11 protein-coding genes are annotated in these 16,618 nt (G+C 69.4%); 5 read left to right on the forward strand and 6 right to left on the reverse strand.

All coding sequences use genetic code 11. The features are described 5' to 3' along the window. Window positions 1-48: 48 nt before the first annotated feature. Window positions 49-1,590: a helix-turn-helix domain-containing protein gene (locus EXU32_RS07655; protein ID WP_130629364.1), complete on the forward strand. Its 1,542-nt coding sequence runs from the start codon at window positions 49-51 to the stop codon at window positions 1,588-1,590. A gap of 91 nt (window positions 1,591-1,681) precedes the next feature. Here EXU32_RS07655 and EXU32_RS07660 read toward each other — a convergent pair whose 3' ends face one another. Further along, window positions 1,682-3,172: a GntP family permease gene (locus EXU32_RS07660; protein ID WP_130629365.1), complete on the reverse strand. Its 1,491-nt coding sequence runs from the start codon at window positions 3,170-3,172 to the stop codon at window positions 1,682-1,684. A gap of 176 nt (window positions 3,173-3,348) precedes the next feature. Here EXU32_RS07660 and EXU32_RS07665 point away from each other — a divergent pair, with 176 nt between their 5' ends. The 4 genes from EXU32_RS07665 (at window position 3,349) to EXU32_RS07680 (ending at window position 7,781) form a co-directional block, all read left to right on the forward strand. Beyond that, window positions 3,349-4,128 carry a 3-hydroxybutyrate dehydrogenase gene (locus EXU32_RS07665; protein ID WP_130629366.1) on the forward strand — a complete coding sequence of 260 codons (780 nt, stop codon included), beginning with the start codon at window positions 3,349-3,351 and terminating at the stop codon, window positions 4,126-4,128. 23 nt (window positions 4,129-4,151) lie between these two features. Continuing rightward, a complete protein-coding gene (locus EXU32_RS07670; RefSeq protein WP_242612924.1) occupies window positions 4,152-6,008 on the forward strand; it encodes a helix-turn-helix domain-containing protein in 1,857 nt (618 codons plus the stop codon). A gap of 166 nt (window positions 6,009-6,174) precedes the next feature. Then, window positions 6,175-6,807 (forward strand): DUF6318 family protein, encoded by a 633-nt coding sequence (locus EXU32_RS07675; protein WP_130629368.1) that lies wholly within the window; start codon window positions 6,175-6,177, stop codon window positions 6,805-6,807. 89 nt (window positions 6,808-6,896) lie between these two features. Further along, window positions 6,897-7,781, forward strand: a complete 885-nt coding sequence (locus EXU32_RS07680) for a hypothetical protein (protein ID WP_242612925.1) — start codon at window positions 6,897-6,899, stop codon at window positions 7,779-7,781. A 102-nt stretch (window positions 7,782-7,883) separates the two neighbouring features. Here EXU32_RS07680 and dxs read toward each other — a convergent pair whose 3' ends face one another. The 5 genes from dxs to EXU32_RS07705 all read right to left on the reverse strand — a co-directional run bounded on the left by dxs (window position 7,884) and on the right by EXU32_RS07705 (window position 16,604). Continuing rightward, window positions 7,884-9,746 carry a 1-deoxy-D-xylulose-5-phosphate synthase gene (dxs, locus tag EXU32_RS07685; RefSeq protein ID WP_130629369.1) on the reverse strand — a complete coding sequence of 621 codons (1,863 nt, stop codon included), beginning with the start codon at window positions 9,744-9,746 and terminating at the stop codon, window positions 7,884-7,886. Window positions 9,747-9,836: 90 nt separating this feature from the next. Next, window positions 9,837-10,280, reverse strand: coding sequence for a hypothetical protein (locus tag EXU32_RS07690; RefSeq protein WP_242612926.1), 444 nt, complete (start codon window positions 10,278-10,280; stop codon window positions 9,837-9,839). Between the two features lie 114 nt (window positions 10,281-10,394). Then, on the reverse strand, window positions 10,395-13,196 hold the full coding sequence (locus EXU32_RS07695; protein WP_130629370.1) for an aconitate hydratase: 2,802 nt from the start codon (window positions 13,194-13,196) through the stop codon (window positions 10,395-10,397). Between the two features lie 112 nt (window positions 13,197-13,308). Continuing rightward, the gene (locus EXU32_RS07700) at window positions 13,309-14,646 is read right to left on the reverse strand and encodes a class I SAM-dependent RNA methyltransferase (protein WP_130629371.1); all 1,338 of its coding nucleotides are present in this window, start codon (window positions 14,644-14,646) and stop codon (window positions 13,309-13,311) included. Beyond that, complete coding sequence (locus tag EXU32_RS07705; RefSeq protein WP_130631101.1) at window positions 14,643-16,604, reverse strand: APC family permease; 1,962 nt, start codon at window positions 16,602-16,604, stop codon at window positions 14,643-14,645. The genes EXU32_RS07700 and EXU32_RS07705 overlap by 4 nt, the downstream gene beginning before the upstream one ends. Window positions 16,605-16,618 lie beyond the last annotated feature (14 nt).

Raw genomic sequence — 16,618 nt, forward strand, 5'->3', positions numbered from 1 at the left:
ACCCCAGACGATCTGCATTTATCTCATATATGGGTTACCTTGGGTGACATGTCTGATGACTATCTCGCCCGGATCGGCACCACGATCAAGGAAGCGCGCAACCGCGCCGGCCTGTCCCAGTCCGATCTCGCCACCAAGCTCGAGACCAGCCAGAGCGCTGTCGCCCGGATCGAGGCCGGAGGGCAGAACCTGACCCTCGACAACCTCGCCCGGATCAGCGAAGCCCTGGACACCGAGCTCGTGGCCCTCACCCGGACCCCCAGCAGCGGCGCCGTCCACCTCAAGATCGAGGGTGGCCGGCAGCTGTCCGGCGCCATCGACGTCAAGACGAGCAAGAACGCCGCCGTCGCCCTGCTCTGCGCCTCGCTGCTCAACAAGGGCACGACGACGCTGCGCAGCCTCGCTCGCATCGAGGAGGTCAACCGCATCCTCGAGGTGCTCAACTCCATCGGCGTGCAGACCCGCTGGCTGCCTGGCAGCTCCGACCTGGAGATCACGCCGCCGGCGCGGCTGAGCCTGGACACGATGGACGAGGAGGCTGCCCGCCGCACCCGCACGGTCATCATGTTCCTCGGCCCGCTGCTGCACGAGTTCGACAACTTCAGCCTGCCGTACGCCGGCGGTTGCGACCTCGGCACGCGGACGGTCGAGCCGCACATGACCTCACTGACCCACTTCGGGCTCGACGTCGAGGCCACCCAGGGCTCCTACGCGGCCACCGCCAGCGGCGTGGTCGACTCGGACAAGGCCATCATCCTGACCGAGCGCGGCGACACCGTCACCGAGAATGCACTGATGGCCGCTGCCCGCCACCCGGGCCGCACGACCATCCGCAACGCCTCGCCCAACTACATGGTCCAGGACCTGTGCTTCTTCCTCGAGAAGCTCGGCGTGAGCGTCGAGGGCATCGGGACGACCACCCTCGTCATCACGGGCAAGAAGGACATCGACGTCGACGTCGAGTACTCCCCCAGCGAGGACCCGATCGAGGCGATGAGCCTCATCGCCGCCGCGGTGGTCACCAAGTCCGAGATCACCATCCGGCGTTCGCCCATCGAGTTCCTCGAGATCGAGCTCGCCACCCTGTCGGGCATGGGCATGCAGTACTCGTTGTCCGCGGAGTACCTCGCCGACAACGGCCGCACCCGGCTCGTCGACATCACCACGCACCCGGGGCCGCTCAAGGCGCCGATCGACAAGATCCACCCGATGCCCTTCCCGGGCCTCAACATCGACAACCTGCCCTTCTTCGCGCTCATCGCCGCGTGTGCAGAGGGCACCACGACGATCCACGACTGGGTCTACGACAACCGGGCGATCTACCTCACCGAGCTGAACAAGATCGGCGGCAAGGTGACGCTCATGGACCCGCACCGGGTCCTCGTCGAGGGCCCCAACCGGTGGCGCGCCAACGAGGTCACCTGCCCGCCGGCGCTGCGCCCCGGCGTGGTCGTCCTGCTGGCGATGCTCGCCGCGCCGGGCACGTCCTACCTGCGCAATGTCTACGTCATCCACCGCGGCTACGAGGACCTCGCCGAGCGTCTCAACGCGCTGGGTGCCAGCGTGCAGCCCTTCCGCGACATCGGCTGACCCGGCACCACGCACGACCGCGGGAGGCCCCCACCGGATCACCGGTGGGGGCCTCCTTCGTCATGGGCGAGACCGCGCGCGGGGCGCTCGGTCAGAAGCTGCCGAAGATCGATCCGAGCACGATGATGGCGACCAGCGACAGGACCGGGACGAGGATCGCGACGACCGCGATGTCCTTGTAGGACTGCCGGTGGCTCAGGCCGCAGATGGCGAGCAGGGTGATGACGGCGCCGTTGTGCGGCAGGGCGTCGAAGCCACCCGAGGAGATCGCCGTGACGCGGTGGACCAGCTCGAGGGAGATGCCCTGGGACATCGCCATCTCCTTGAACTGGGTGCCGAGCGCCTCGAGCGCGATGCTCATGCCGCCGGACGCCGAGCCGGTGATGCCCGCGAGGACGTTGACCGACAGGGCCAGTGAGACGAGCGGGTTGCCCGAGACGCCCAGGACCGCGTCCTTGATCGTCGTGAAGGCTGCCAGCGAGGCGATGACCGCGCCGTACCCGACCTCGGAGGCGGTGTTGAAGATCGGCAGGAGCGAGCCCATGGTGCCCTCGTTGACGGCGCCCTTGACGTCGCCGATGCGAGTCCAGTTGGCCGCCAGGACGATGGCGATCGAGGCCACCAGCGCGACGATGATGCCCCAGATGCCGGCGACGTCGTCGATACCGACCGAGCCGTAGGCGTCCTGCTTGAGGTAGTCGAAGTCCATGCTGGGGAAGATCCAGTTGACCAGCGCGTAGTTGAGCGCGATGACGACGACGATCGGGAGGAAGGCCAGGGCCCACGGGACCGTGGGTCGCTCCATGATGTGCTCGTCGGCCGCGGAGGACTCGATGGTCGCTGCGACCGGTGCCTCGTCCGTGGCCTCGCGGTCCTTGGCCTCCAGGTCCTTGTCCTTCTTGCCGCGGCCGAAGAAGCCGCCGCCCTTCATCACCGGAGGCTCGTAGACCTCCCCGGCCGCGACGAGCGTGCTCGAGCGGCGGTTGAGGTAGGCGACCCCACCGCCGAACATGATCAGGCCGGCGATCAGGCCCAGGCCGGGCGCGGCGAAGGCGTTGGTGCCGAAGTAGGGCGAGGGGATCGCGTTCTGGATCGCAGGCGTGCCGGGCAGCGCCGTCATGGTGAAGGTGAAGGAGCCCAGGGCGATCGTCGCCGGGATGAGCCGCTTGGGGATGCCCGACTCCTTGAAGAGGGCGGCCGCGATCGGGAAGACGGCGAAGGCCACGACGAAGAGCGAGACGCCGCCGTAGGTGAGGATGCCGCAGGCGAGGACGATCGCGAGGATGGCACGCTGCGCGCCGATCTTGTCGACGATGAAGTCGGCGATCGCCTTGGCCGAGCCGCTGACATCCATCACCTTGCCGAAGATGGCGCCCAGGAGGAAGAGCGGGAAGTACGTCATGGCGTACTTGCCCAGGGCCGGCATGAAGACCTGGGTGTAGGTGGCCAGCATCGGGCCGCCTGCCATGAGGGTCGCCAGGAGGGCGAGCAGTGGGGCGAGGATCAGCACGTTGATGCCGCGGTAGGCCAGGTACATGAGCAGGCCGAGCGACAGGATGATGCCGATGAGTCCGAGGGACATCGGTGTCTCCTACAGTCGAGTTCAGGACGCGACGTCGAGCAGGCGACGTCGCTGTGGCGTGATCGATGGTGGCACCCTCGATCCGCGAACTGCGGGTGTGCCGCCACACCTTCTGCGGCAAATCATGTGCTGCCGGTCCATGCGCAGGTCGAGGGTCGACTCATACGTTGCTCGTCATGAGCCACTCCCACATCACCCTCGCTCCGGACCTGACCGGCCGCCACGTGATGGTGACCGGCGCCGCGAGCGGCATCGGGGCCGCCTGTGTGGCGACCTTCGCCGCCGCCGGCGCCCGTGTCACCGCCGTCGACCTCGACGCAGCCGGTCTGGACCGCCTGTGCGAGGAGCTGTCCGACCTGACGGTGACCCCCTGCCCCGCGGACCTGGCCGACCTCGACGGGCTGGCCGAGCTCCCCGGTGAGGTGGACGTGCTCGTCAACAATGCCGGGGTCCAGCACGTCAGCCCGGTGCACGAGTTCCCCGTCGAGAAGTTCGACCTCATCCAGAGGTTGATGCTGCAGTCGCCCTTCAGACTCATCCGGGCCAACCTGCCCCACATGTACGCGCAGGGCTGGGGGCGGGTCGTCAACGTCTCCAGCGTCCACGGGCTACGGGCCAGCGCCTTCAAGGCCGCCTACGTCTCGGCGAAGCACGGGCTCGAGGGCCTGAGCAAGGTCGTGGCGCTGGAGGGAGCCGAGCACGGAGTGACGAGCAACTGCCTCAACCCGGCCTATGTGCGCACCCCCCTGGTGGAGAAGCAGATCGCCGACCAGGCCCGCACGCACGGCATCCCCGAGGACGAGGTGCTCGAGCAGATCATGCTCGCCCCGGTCGCCGTGAAGCGTCTGGTCGAGGTCGACGAGGTCGCGGGCCTGGCGCTCTTCCTCTGCTCCCCCGCGGCCACGAGCATCACCGGCTCCTCGCTCCCGGTGGACGGCGGCTGGACCGCGCACTGAGCGCGGTGCCTAGGATGCAGGCCATGCCCAGCGACGAGCCCCTGACGCAGGTCACCCGCCTGCTCGAGCTCCTGGTGTCCGATGTGCCGATCGCGCAGCTGGCCGAGGCTCCCGCACCGGAGCCGGCCAAGGACCTCGCCCTGCGGATCGGGGCGCTGCGCGTGACCCACCGACGAAGGGAGTCGGCCCAGGCCGCGCTCCTCGACACCGCGCGTGAGCTCGCCTCCGAGTCGAGCCCGTCCATCGTCCTCGAGGCGATCGTGCGCCGGGCCCGGACCCTGCTCGGCACGGACCTGGCCTACCTGACCCTGTACGACCCCGAGGCCGGCGACACCTTCATGCGGGTGACGGACGGGTCGGTGTCCGCTGACTTCCAGTCGCTGCGGCTGTCGCTCGGTGACGGTCTGGGTGGGCTCGTGGCCTCGACCCACAAGCCGTACTGGACGGCGGACTACTCGTCGGACCAACGCTTCAGCCACACGTCCGCGATCGACCACGGTGTGGGTGACGAGGGCATCATCGCGATCTGCGGCACGCCGCTGATCGTGGAGTCGACCTTCGTCGGGGTGCTCTTCGCGGCCAACCGCACGCCGCGCCCCTTCTCCCACACCGAGATCGGGCTCCTGGGCAACCTGGCAGCGCTCGCCGCGATCGCCATCGTCCAGACGCGGGCACTCTCTGACGCCGAGCGCGCGCTGGCGGCGCTGTCAGAGGCCCACGACATCGTGCGGCAGCAGGCCGTCGGTGTGGAGCGGGCTGCCGCGGCCCATGACCGCTTCGCGTCGGTCGTCCTTGGGGGCGGCGGGGTCAGTGACGTCACCCAGGCCCTGGTCGACCTGCTCGGCGGGTGGGCCGTCCTCTTCGACGGTGCCGGCGAGCGGCGCAGCGTCGCGGGAGCCGCGCCCGAGGCTGCTGGCCCGGACCCCCTCCTCGCGCATCCGGTCGTGGACCGGGCACGTCACGACGTCGGTCGACTGGTCGAGGACGACGGCATCCACGCCATCGGTGTCATCGCCGCCCACGAGCAGCTGGGGACCCTCGTCGTCGGTGCGCCGGATGCCCTGGAGGACGCCGACCAACGCACCGTCGAGCGGGCTGCCGTGGTGACGGCGCTCGTCCTGCTCTTCGAGCGTCAGGCCGATGACGCGCGGCAGAGCGAGCGCAACCGCGTCCTCGCCGATCTCCTGACCGCGCGCGGGAGCCACGACGACCGAACGGGGTACCTGCGCTCGGCGTCCGTCGAGCCGCGGGGGCCGTGGTGCCTGCTCGTCGCGCGAGGTGGCGACCCCACCCAGCAGCGGGCCCTGGCCCTCACCGTGAGCACCGTCCTCGGCGACGGGGCGCTCGTGGGGACGCACGCGGACGCAATCGTGGCGATCGTCCGGGGCGAGGACCCTGACGCGCTGGCCAGGTCGTTGGCCGAGCGCGTGACCCGAGGTCCGCGGATCACCGTTGGCGGTTGTGGTCCGGTCGCCGACGTCGACGACCTGCCGGGCTCGCTCGAGGAAGGGTCCCGCACGGTGCGGGCGCTCGTGGCGCTCGGCCGGGCGGGGACGGGTGCCGCCACCACCGAGCTCGGCTTTGCCGGGCTCATCGTCGGCGCCGACCCCGATGTCCACGACTACGTCCGCTCGGTCCTCGGGCCTGTCCTGGAGTACGACGACGAGCGTGGCAGCGACCTTGCGGGCACGCTCGTCGCCTACTTCGCGGCGGGCTCGAGCCCGAGGCACGCCGCCGGCTCCCTCCACGTGCACGTGAACACGGTCTCTCAGCGGCTGGGCCGCATCGCTGCCCTCCTCGGGGAGGACTGGCAGCACCCCGACCGAGCGCTGGAGATCCAGCTGGCCCTGCGCATGCGGCGCCTCCTCGAGGCCCCCTGACCTGAGGCGAAGGGGGGGTCCCAGCCCCTCCCTTCCTGCTCCTCGTGGTGGGTCACGCCGTGCCTGTGGATCGTCGAGATGCGATCTCGCCGGAATTCGCTAGCGTTGACGGGGTTCTCGGGGGTGGCCAGACGGCTCGCACCCGTCGTCGACGAAAGCGAAGATCGTGCAGTTCACGCGTGGAGCAGCAGTCCTGGCCGCAGCCGCCCTCCTGACCACAGGCCTGGCCGCGTGCGGTGAGGACGAGCCCGTCGAGCCAACCTCCTCGACCACCGTCTCCCCCCTGCCGGGTGACTCCACCACGTCGCCCTCCTCGACGGCCTCCGGCTCCGGGTCTTCGTCGGGCAGTTCCAGCAACAGCGCTACCAGCGATGGGCCCGAGATGCCCAGCGATCTGCCTGAGGCCGCCCGCGAGGAGACGAAGGAAGGCGCTGCGGCCTTCGGGAAGTACTACTTCATCCAATTCGGCGAAGCGACTCGCACGGGCGACACGAGCACGATCGAGATGCTCGATTCCGCAGACTGCCTGGTATGTCGCGATGGCGTTGAAAACATCAACGAAGACACGCAGAAGGGCTGGACCCGAAGCAAGAATCCCTACAGCGTGACCGACGTTCAGGCCACGAAACGGCCGGACGAAGGTTTCAAGGTGTCAATGCAGGTCAAGGTGGCAGCGCACAAGCGACTCGATTCAAAGGGTCAGTCGAATGGGAACATCAAAGCCACTCGTTACACCCTGACCGAGCATGTCGTCTGGGTGGGTGGCAAGTGGCAGATCCTGGACTGGATCGCGACATGATCGAGGCAAGACGGAGCCTCGCACTCGTCTGCTTGGCGACAGTCATCGCGCTGGTGCCACAGCCAGCTAACGCTGAAGGCGAACCTGAAGTGCAACTCACCGACACGGCTGCCCAAACCTCCATTGAGCGACACCTCGTCATCCCACCCGGCCTCGCCAAGGGAGCAGACACAGGAGGCGCGCCAGCTCTCCCTTCGGGGACGGCCCTGTCGGCCAACATCGTCGCGACGGACATCAAGGGCGCCCAGCCCAAGGATGACGTCAAGGTCAAGTACGAGACCTGCGACAACTCCAACACGGACTGCACCGGCACCCGCGCCGGATGCATCACCGAGTCAGGCGACCCCAACTACTTCCAACCGCCCACCATCACCTACGTCTCCGTCAACGACGGCCCGTGGCAGAACTCCCGCATCAGCTGCGGTGTCGCCGACTCCGTGACCATCGACCAGGGCCCCGGACGGCCGCCCTTGGTCATCCCCGTCCAAGCCCCACCGGTCCCGACCTTCGCGCAGATTCAGACCGCGTTCAAGGAGCTCCCCTTCAGCAAACCAACCATCGCGGTCGAACCCAAGGGCATGAAGACCCTGACCAACTTCACCACCTACTACGCCGCGACCTGGCCCGACGACACCGGCCTGCAACCCGGAGAGACCAGCAAGCCCGTCACCCTGCTGTCCTGGACCATCGACTTCAGGGTCGACGCGCAGGACTACCGCTACGACTACGGCGACGGCACCCACTCCGAGTGGACCACCAGCACCGGCGGCACCCACCTGGACGGCGACATCACCCACAAGTACACCAAGACCGGCGATGTCGACATCAAGGTCGACGCCCGCCTGACTGGCCAATACCGCGTCAACGGCGGCGAGTGGCAAGACATCGCCACCACCGCCGACCTCCAGGACGAGCCCGTTGACACCCTCACCATCGTCGGCACCAAGACCCGCCTCACCGCCGACGAAGGCTGACACCCCCGCCAGACCCAGGCCACTCGCTGACCCACCAGCAGGAGCAGAACGGGAGCGCCGGACAGGACCCGGCCCCGTGCCACCTGGGGAGGACAGCGCACCTCAGAGGTGGGCGCGCAACCGCTCCACGATCGGGTCGGGTGTCAGGCCCACCGTCTCGAGCACCTGGGCCCGGGAGGCGTGGTCGATGAACTCCTTGGGCAGGCCGAAGCGGTGCACGGGCACGGACAGCCCGGCCTCGTCGAGGGCGCGCGCGACCTCTGCGCCCACCCCGCCGGCGACGTTGTTGTCCTCGATCACGGCGACCCGACCGGCGCGGCGGGCGAGGTCGACGAGCGCGACCGGCACGGGCAGCACCCACCGAGGGTCGACGACCAGGGCCGAGTGGCCATCTGCCGCAAGCTTCTCGGCGACGGTCGTCGCGGTCCCGGCCATGGAGCCGATGGCGACGAGGAGGACCTCGGGGTCGACGTCCGGCTCGCCGGCGAGGACGTCGAGACCGTCGATGGTCGCGGTCGCCTCGATGGGGTCACCGACGCTCCCCTTGGGGAAGCGGATGACGGTGGGCGCGTCCTCGACGTCGACCGCCTCACGCAGGGCGAGGCGGATCTGCTGGCCGTCACGGGGTGCGGCCAGCCGCAGGCCCGGGACCAGGGAGACGAGGGACATGTCCCACATGCCGTGGTGGCTGGCGCCGTCGGGACCGGTGACGCCGGAGCGGTCGAGGACGAAGGTGACCCCGGCCTTGTGCATGGCGCAGTCCATGAGCAGCTGGTCGAAGGCGCGGTTGAGGAAGGTCGCGTAGATCGCGACGACCGGGTGCATGCCGGCGAAGGCCAAGCCGGCAGCCATCGTCGTCGCGTGCTGCTCGGCGATGCCGACGTCGAAGATCCGGTCGGGGTGGACGTCGGCGAAGGGCTGCAGGCCGACCGGCATCATCATCGCCGCCGTGATCGCGACGATGTCGGGGCGTTGCGCAGCCAGCTGGAGCATCTCGTCGCCGAACTCGTCGGTCCACGAGCGTCCGGAGATCTCCAGGGGCAGACCGGTCTCGGGGTTGATCTTGCCGACGGCGTGGAACTGGTCGGCCACGTCGTTGGAGGCGTGCTCGTAGCCGCGCCCCTTCTGCGTGATGACGTGCACCAGGACCGGCCCGCCGAAGGCCCGGGCGCGGCGCAGCGCCTGCTCGACGCTCGCCTCGTCGTGCCCGTCGACCGGACCGAGGTACTTGATGCCCAGGTCCTCGAACATCCCCTGCGGCGCCCAGAAGTCCTTGGCGCCCTTCTTCATCGAGTGGAATGCCTGGTAGGCCGCGCGCCCGATGACGGGCGTGCGGTGGAGCTTGTCCTTGCCCCAGTCGAGGACCTGCTCGTACTGACGGTTGGTGCGCAGCATCGCGAGGTGGTCGGCGAGCCCGCCGATCGTCGGGGCGTAGGAGCGCTCGTTGTCGTTGACCACCACGACGAGCGGGAGGTCCTTGTCGGCGGCGATGTTGTTCAGCGCCTCCCAGGCCATGCCGCCGGTCAGGGCGCCGTCGCCGATGACCGCGACGGCATGGCGCTCCTCACCGCGCAGGCGATAGCCGGTGGCGATGCCCTCCGCCCACGACAGCGAGGTCGAGGCGTGGCTGTTCTCCACGACGTCGTGCGGGGACTCGGCGCGGCTCGGGTAGCCGGACAGCCCTCCGCGGGTGCGCAGCCCGCTGAAGTCCTGGCGGCCCGTCAGCAGCTTGTGCACGTAGGACTGGTGGCCGGTGTCGAAGACGACGGTGTCGCTCGGCGAGTCGAAGACCCGGTGGATCGCGATGGTCAGCTCGACCACCCCGAGGTTGGGCCCGAGGTGCCCCCCGCTGCGCGAGACCTCGGCGACGAGGAATGCTCGGATCTCCTGCGCCAGGGTCGCGAGCTGCTCCGCAGGGAGCCGCTTGAGATCGGCGGGAGAGGTGATCGTCTCGAGGACTGCCACGCTGGCGTTCCTTCCGGGGGTCGGGGACCGCACGAGTCTACGTCTCACGCACTGGGAAGTGGCTGTGACCCTGCCTGCTCTCGCCACCCGTCACAACCGCTCGACGAAGATGCTCCCGTCCATCGCCTCGCGGATGAGCACGATGGCACGCTGGGCGGCCCGCAACCGCAACCCCTCGTGCTCGAGGCAGACGAGCAGCGCATCGATGGTCCCCTCCGGCAGTGACTCCGACAGGTCGACCCGCACCGTGCGGTAGGCCTGCCGCATCGCCTCGACCTGTGCGGTGACATGGCGCTCGGCCAGCCAGGCCAACGCTGCCGGGTGGCGGCGCAGCACGGCGTGCCCGCGGTAGTCGGGCGGGCACAGGTCGAGCAGCCACGAGACGGCCGCCGTCTGCCAGCCGCGCACGCCGGGCGGCGGCACCCTGTCCGGCCACCCGGGAGGCCCTCCCGTCGCCCTCGCGGCCGCGGTACGCGCCCCGGGCGATCCGGGCAGCGCCGTCCGCACCGGAGGAGCCGCCGCATGATCGAACATGTGTTCGAGTGTACGACCTTCCGGCGACATGACGAAGGGGGCCGCCCAACCGGGCGACCCCCTCCCCCGTTCCCTGAGGAGCTTGCGCAGCAAGCGTCTCGAAGGGTCCGGACGTCAGCTGACGAGCGAGCGCAGCACGTACTGCAGGATGCCGCCGTTGCGGTAGTAGTCCGCCTCGCCGGGGGTGTCGATGCGCACGACCGCGTCGAACTCCACGCTCTCGCCGGACTCCTTCTTCGCCGTGACCTTGACCGTCTTCGGCGTGGAGCCGTTGTTCAGCTCCGTGATGCCGGTGAAGTCGAAGGTCTCCGTCCCGTCCAGGCCGAGCGTCTCCGCGCTCTCACCCTCCGGGAACTGGAGCGGGATGACGCCCATGCCGATGAGGTTGGAGCGGTGGATGCGCTCGTAGGACTGCGCGATGACCGCCCGGACACCGAGCAGGCTGGTGCCCTTGGCCGCCCAGTCACGCGAGGAGCCGGAGCCGTACTCCTTGCCCGCGATGACGACGAGCGGGATGCCCGCCTCGATGTACTTCTCCGAGGCCTCGAAGATCGTGGTCTGCTCGCCACCGTTCTGGAAGTCGCGGGTGAAGCCACCCTCGACGCCGTCGAGCAGCAGGTTCTTCAGCCGGATGTTGGCGAAGGTGCCACGGATCATGACCTCGTGGTTGCCACGGCGCGAGCCGTAGGAGTTGAAGTCCTTGCGCTCCACACCGTGCTCGGCGAGGTAGACACCCGCCGGGCTGTCGACCTTGATCGCGCCGGCCGGGCTGATGTGGTCGGTGGTGACCGAGTCGCCGAGCAGCGCGAGGACGCGCGCACCGGAGATGTCCTGGACCTCGTCGATCTCCTGCGTCATGCCGTCGAAGTATGGGGGCTTGCGCACGTAGGTCGAGTCCTGCGCCCACTCGAAGGTGTTGCCCTCGGGGGTCTCGAGCGAGGTCCAGCGCTCGTCACCGGCGAAGACGTCGGCGTACTTGTCGACGAACATCTCCTGGTTGACCGCGTGGTCGATGACGCCCTGGACGTCGGCCGGCTCGGGCCAGATGTCCTTGAGGAAGACGTCCTTGCCGTCCTGGTCCTGGCCCAGCGGCTCGGACTCGAAGTCGAAGTCCATCGTGCCGGCGAGGGCGTAGGCGATGACGAGCGGCGGGGACGCGAGGTAGTTCATCTTCACGTCCGGGTTGATCCGCCCCTCGAAGTTGCGGTTGCCCGACAGGACCGAGGTCACCGCGAGGTCACTGGCGTTGACCGCCTCGGAGACCTCCTCGATGATCGGGCCCGAGTTGCCGATGCAGGTGGTGCAGCCGTAGCCGACGAGGTGGTAGCCCAGCTTCTCGAGGTAGGGCCACATGCCGGCCTTCTCGTAGTACGAGGTGACGACCTTGGACCCGGGGGCCATCGAGGTCTTGACCCACGGCTTGACCTGCAGCCCGAGCTCGACGGCGTTCTTGGCGAGCATCGCGGCCGCCATCATCACCGACGGGTTGGAGGTGTTGGTGCAGCTGGTGATCGAGGCGATGACGACGTGACCGTGGTCGATCTCGACCTCGGTGCCGTCGATGACCGCCTTGGTCGGGTTGGTCGCACGGTCACCGTTGGTCCGCGGGGCGGAGTGCGACGGCTTGCCAGCGCTCTCGGACGCCTCGAGCGCGTCGTGGCTCGGGGCGTCGGAGGCCGGGAAGGTACCGGCGAGCTCGGTGTCGACCGAGGACTTCTCGATGCCGTTGCCGTCGACGACGTAGTTCTTCAGGTCGCCGCGGAACTGCTGCTTGGCGTCGGTGACCGCGATGCGGTCCTGCGGGCGCTTCGGGCCGGCGATCGACGGGACGACCGTCGACAGGTCGAGCTCGAGGTACTCGGAGAAGCGCGGCTCGACGGAGGGGTCGTGCCACATGCCCTGCGCCTTGGCGTAGGCCTCGACGAGCGCGACCTGCTGCTTGGGGCGGCCCGTGAGGCGCAGGTACTCGAGGGTGACGTCGTCGATGGGGAACATGGCAGCGGTGGAGCCGAACTCGGGGCTCATGTTGCCGATGGTGGCGCGGTTGGCCAGCGGCACGGCCGCGACGCCCTCGCCGTAGAACTCGACGAACTTGCCGACGACACCGTGGTCGCGCAGCATCTCGGTGATCGTCAGCACGACATCGGTCGCGGTGGCGCCGGCCGGGATGTTGCCGGAGAGCTTGAAGCCGACGACGCGCGGGATGAGCATCGACACGGGCTGGCCGAGCATCGCGGCCTCGGCCTCGATGCCGCCGACGCCCCAGCCCAGGACGCCCAGGCCGTTCTCCATCGTCGTGTGCGAGTCGGTGCCGACGCAGGTGTCGGGGTAGGCGGCGCCGTCACGCGTCATGGTGACGCGGGCCAGGTGCTCGATGTTGACCTGGTGGACGATGCCGGTGCCCGGGGGGACGACCTTGAAGTCGTCGAAGGCCGTCTGGCCCCAGCGCAGGAACTGGTAGCGCTCGTTGTTGCGCTCGTACTCGAAGTCGACGTTGTGCGCGAAGGCCTGTGCCGTGCCGAACTCGTCGATCTGCACGGAGTGGTCGATCACGAGCTCGGCGGGCGCGAGCGGGTTGATCTTGGTGGGGTCGCCACCGAGCTCGGCGACGGCCTCGCGCATGGTGGCCAGGTCGACGACGCAGGGCACACCGGTGAAGTCCTGCATGATCACGCGCGCGGGCGTGAACTGGATCTCGGTGCTCGGCTGGGCGTCCTTGTCCCAGGACCCGAGGGCGTTGATGTGATCGGCGGTGACATTCTCGCCGTCCTCGGTCCGCAGCTGGTTCTCCAGCAGGACCTTGAGGCTGTAGGGAAGGTCCGCAGAGCCCTCGACCGCGTCGATGCGGTAGATCTCGTAGGACTCGTCACCGACGGTGAGCTGGTCCTTGGCGTTGAAGGTGTTCGCACTGGCCACAGTCGACTCCTCTGTCGTAGTTATCTTGACGTCAAGATAAAACTATCACAGGGCCGTGGACACCGGTCCGTCGGCCCGCTCGCCACCACTCTTCCCCAAAACCGCCCCGCCGTCACGGGGCGGGGGCGGCCCCCTTCGCCTCGAAGGTCGCCACGCACTCGACGTGGTGGGTCATCGGGAAGGCGTCGAAGGCCCGCAGGCCGGTCATCTCGAACCCGAGGTCGGCCAGGTAGGCAGTGTCCCGGGCCAGCGCCGCTGGGTCGCAGGCGACGTACACGAGACGACGAGGACGAAGGGAGGTCAGCGCCGTGACGATCTCGCGGCCGGCGCCGGTGCGGGGCGGGTCGATGACGACGACGTCCGCGCTGGGCGGCAGCAGGTCCGAGCGTGCCGTCCGACCTCGGCTGCGACCGCGACCGTTGCGGCCTCCCTTCGATCCCTTGGGCCCCTTGCGGGCGATGCCGAAGAGGTCGTCGACGCGACCGGGGACGACGAGCGCCTGCGGCGTCGCCCCGAGGTTGTCGCGCAGGTGGTCGACGGCGCGACGGTCGGACTCCACGGCGACGAGCTGCCCGTCCGGCCCGACCGCCTCGGCGAGCGGGCCGGAGAAGAGGCCGACACCGCAGTACAGGTCGAGCACCCGCTCGCCCTCCTGCACGTCGGCAGCGACGAGGACCGCCTCGACGAAGGCGCGGGGGGCATCACGGTGCACCTGCCAGAAGCCGCGGGCGTCGACGCCCATGACCCGCTCCCCCGCCGGCGTCGCGACGCGCTCGGTGACGGTGATGGGTGGGGTGGGCGCGTCGGCCGGGACCTCGACGACGACAGTGTCCTCCTCGGCCGAGGGGACGACGACGTCGAGGGCCGCGATGCCCGCGAGCGCTCCCTTCGCCTGCGCGGTCTCGGCGAGCGTCTCGGTCAGCGCCTCGTCGATGCCGGGCACCGCGATGGGGCACCCGGTGAGCGGGACGATGTCGTGGCTGCGGTGACGACGCAGCCCGACCTTCCCGTCGGCGACGGCGAACTCCACCCGGGTGCGGTAGCGCAGCCCGTCGGCGTCGTCCAGCGGCTCGACGACGACCTGGCGCTCGAGCCCGGCCAGCCGCTGCAGCTGCTCGGCGACGACCCCGGCCTTGAGGTCACGCTGGTGACCGGTGGCCACGTGCTGGAAGTCGCAGCCGCCGCACCCACCGGGACCGGCGACCGGGCAGCGCACGTCCACCCGGTGCTCCGAGGCCTCGGTGACGGTGACGGCGTCCGCGCGCAGGAAGCGGTCACCGGGACCCCCTTCGGTGATCCTGACCCGCACCCGCTCCCCCGGCAGCGTGTGCCTGACGAAGAGGACCCGCCCCTCGTGCCGGGCGACGCAGTGGCCCCCGTGCGCGACGGGTCCCACCTCGACGTCGATCTCGTCGCCCACGGTCAGGTCGTCTGCTGCTGGTTCGCTCATGCTCCACCTCGTCGTACGTCGCCCGCCACGGGGCCGTCCATGCGTTCTTCTGCACCGGCCGAGCTCGCGAGCTGCCAGGGCACCGAGGACACCATGACACCCGGGGTGAAGAGCAGGCGACTGCGCAGGCGCAGCGCCGACTGGTTGTGCAGGGCCTGTTCCCACCAGTGGCCGAGCACGTACTGCGGGATGTAGACCACGACGAGGTCGCGGGGGTTGCCCGAGCGGATCGACTTCACGTAGTCGACGACCGGGCGGGTGATCTCGCGATAGGGCGAGTCGAGGGCCTTCAGCGCCACCGGGATGCCCCGACGGTCCCACTCGTCCTGCAGCGCCCTCGTCTCCTCCGGGTCGACATCGACCGTGACGGCTTCGAGCCGTGAGGGGCGGGTCGCCGAGGCATAGGCCAGGGCCCGCAGCGCGGGGCGGTGGACCTTGCTCACCAGGACGATGGCGTGCACGCGCGAAGGGAGGAGCTGGTGCTTGGTGTCCCCCTCCGGCACAGAGAGCTCCTCGCTGACGTGCCGGTAATGGCGGCTGATCGACCCCATGAGCAGGAAGAGGAAGGCCATCGCGGCCATGGCGAAACCGGCCCCGTGGGTGAACTTCGTGAGGACGACGACGAGGAGGACGGTGCCGGACATCGCGGCCCCCACGGCGTTGATGGCACGCCGGCGCTTCATGGACCGTTGCTCGGAGCGGTCGCTCTCGACGGCCAGGTGACGGTTCCAGTGCCGCACCATCCCGATCTGGCTGAGGGTGAAGGAGACGAAGACCCCCACGATGTAGAGCTGGATGAGTCTGGTGACGCTGGCATCGAAGATGATCACGAGCAGTCCCGCCGCGCCGGCCAGCAGGATGATGCCGTTGGAGAAGGCCAGCCGGTCACCCCGGGTGTGCAGCTGACGCGGCAGGAACCCGTCGCGCGCCAGGATCGACCCGAGCACGGGGAACCCGTTGAAGGCGGTGTTGGCAGCGAGCACGAGGATCAACCCGGTGACGATCGAGACGATGACGACGCCTGCGGGGAAGCCGTCGAAGACCGCCGTCGCGACCTGGGCCATGACCGTGTGCTGCTCGTAGCCGTCGCCGACGGGGACACCGTCCCGCAGCAGCTGGGTGGCCGGGTCGTCGGCCACCTGGACCCCGGTCCACGTCGCCAGGGCGATCATCGACAGCAGCATCGTCACCGAGACCGTCCCCATCAGGAGCAGGGTCGACGCGGCGTTCTTGCTCTTGGGCTTGCGGAAGGCCGGCACGCCGTTGCTGATCGCCTCGACGCCGGTGAGGGCTGCGGCACCGGAGCTGAAGGCCCGCAGCAGGAGGAAGGCCATCGCCAGGGTGCCCAGCTGCTCCATCCCCGGCTCGGGGGCCAGGGTGAAGCTGGCGCTCTCGGCCGAAGGGAGGGTCCCGGCCGTGCGGCGGACGACGCCCACGAGGGCCATCGCCAGGACGGCGAACATGAAGAGGTAGGTCGGGATGGCGAAGGCCTTGCCGGACTCGCGCACCCCACGAAGGTTCATGGCGGTCAGCGCCGCGATCAGCGCCACCGCGGCCAGCACCTCGTGGCCGCGCAGCCACGAGAAGGCGGCCGCGGCGTTCTGCACTCCGGAGGAGATCGACACGGCGACGGTCAGGACGTAGTCGACGAGCAGCGCGCTCGCGACCGTCAGACCGGCCTTGGGGCCGAGGTTGGTGCTGGCGATCTCGTAGTCGCCGCCGCCCGAGGGGTAGGCGTGCACGTTCTGCCGATAGCTCGCGACGACGACCACCATCACCGCCACGACGGCGAGCGCGACGGGCCACGAGCGGGTCATCGCGAGCGCACCGCCGGCCAGCCCGAGGGTCAGCAGGATCTCGTCGGGCGCGTAGGCGACCGAGCTGAGGGCATCGCTGGCGAAGACGGGTAGGGCGAGGCGTTTGGGAAGGAGGGTCTCGCCGAGGCGATCGCTGCGCATGGCACGCCCGACGA

This window comes from Janibacter limosus, from assembly GCF_004295485.1.
Classification (GTDB): Bacteria; Actinomycetota; Actinomycetes; order Actinomycetales; family Dermatophilaceae; genus Janibacter; species Janibacter limosus_A.

Bases quoted from the DNA above. Each gene is read 5' to 3' on its own strand.
- EXU32_RS07655 (WP_130629364.1), top strand. From the start codon at position 49: ATGTCTGATGACTATCTCGCCCGGATCGGCACCACGATCAAGGAAGCG.
- EXU32_RS07660 (WP_130629365.1), bottom strand. From the start codon at position 3,172: ATGTCCCTCGGACTCATCGGCATCATCCTGTCGCTCGGCCTGCTCATG.
- EXU32_RS07665 (WP_130629366.1), top strand. From the start codon at position 3,349: ATGAGCCACTCCCACATCACCCTCGCTCCGGACCTGACCGGCCGCCAC.
- EXU32_RS07670 (WP_242612924.1), top strand. From the start codon at position 4,152: ATGCCCAGCGACGAGCCCCTGACGCAGGTCACCCGCCTGCTCGAGCTC.
- EXU32_RS07690 (WP_242612926.1), bottom strand. From the start codon at position 10,280: ATGTTCGATCATGCGGCGGCTCCTCCGGTGCGGACGGCGCTGCCCGGA.
- EXU32_RS07700 (WP_130629371.1), bottom strand. From the start codon at position 14,646: ATGAGCGAACCAGCAGCAGACGACCTGACCGTGGGCGACGAGATCGAC.
- EXU32_RS07705 (WP_130631101.1), bottom strand. From the start codon at position 16,604: ATGCGCAGCGATCGCCTCGGCGAGACCCTCCTTCCCAAACGCCTCGCC.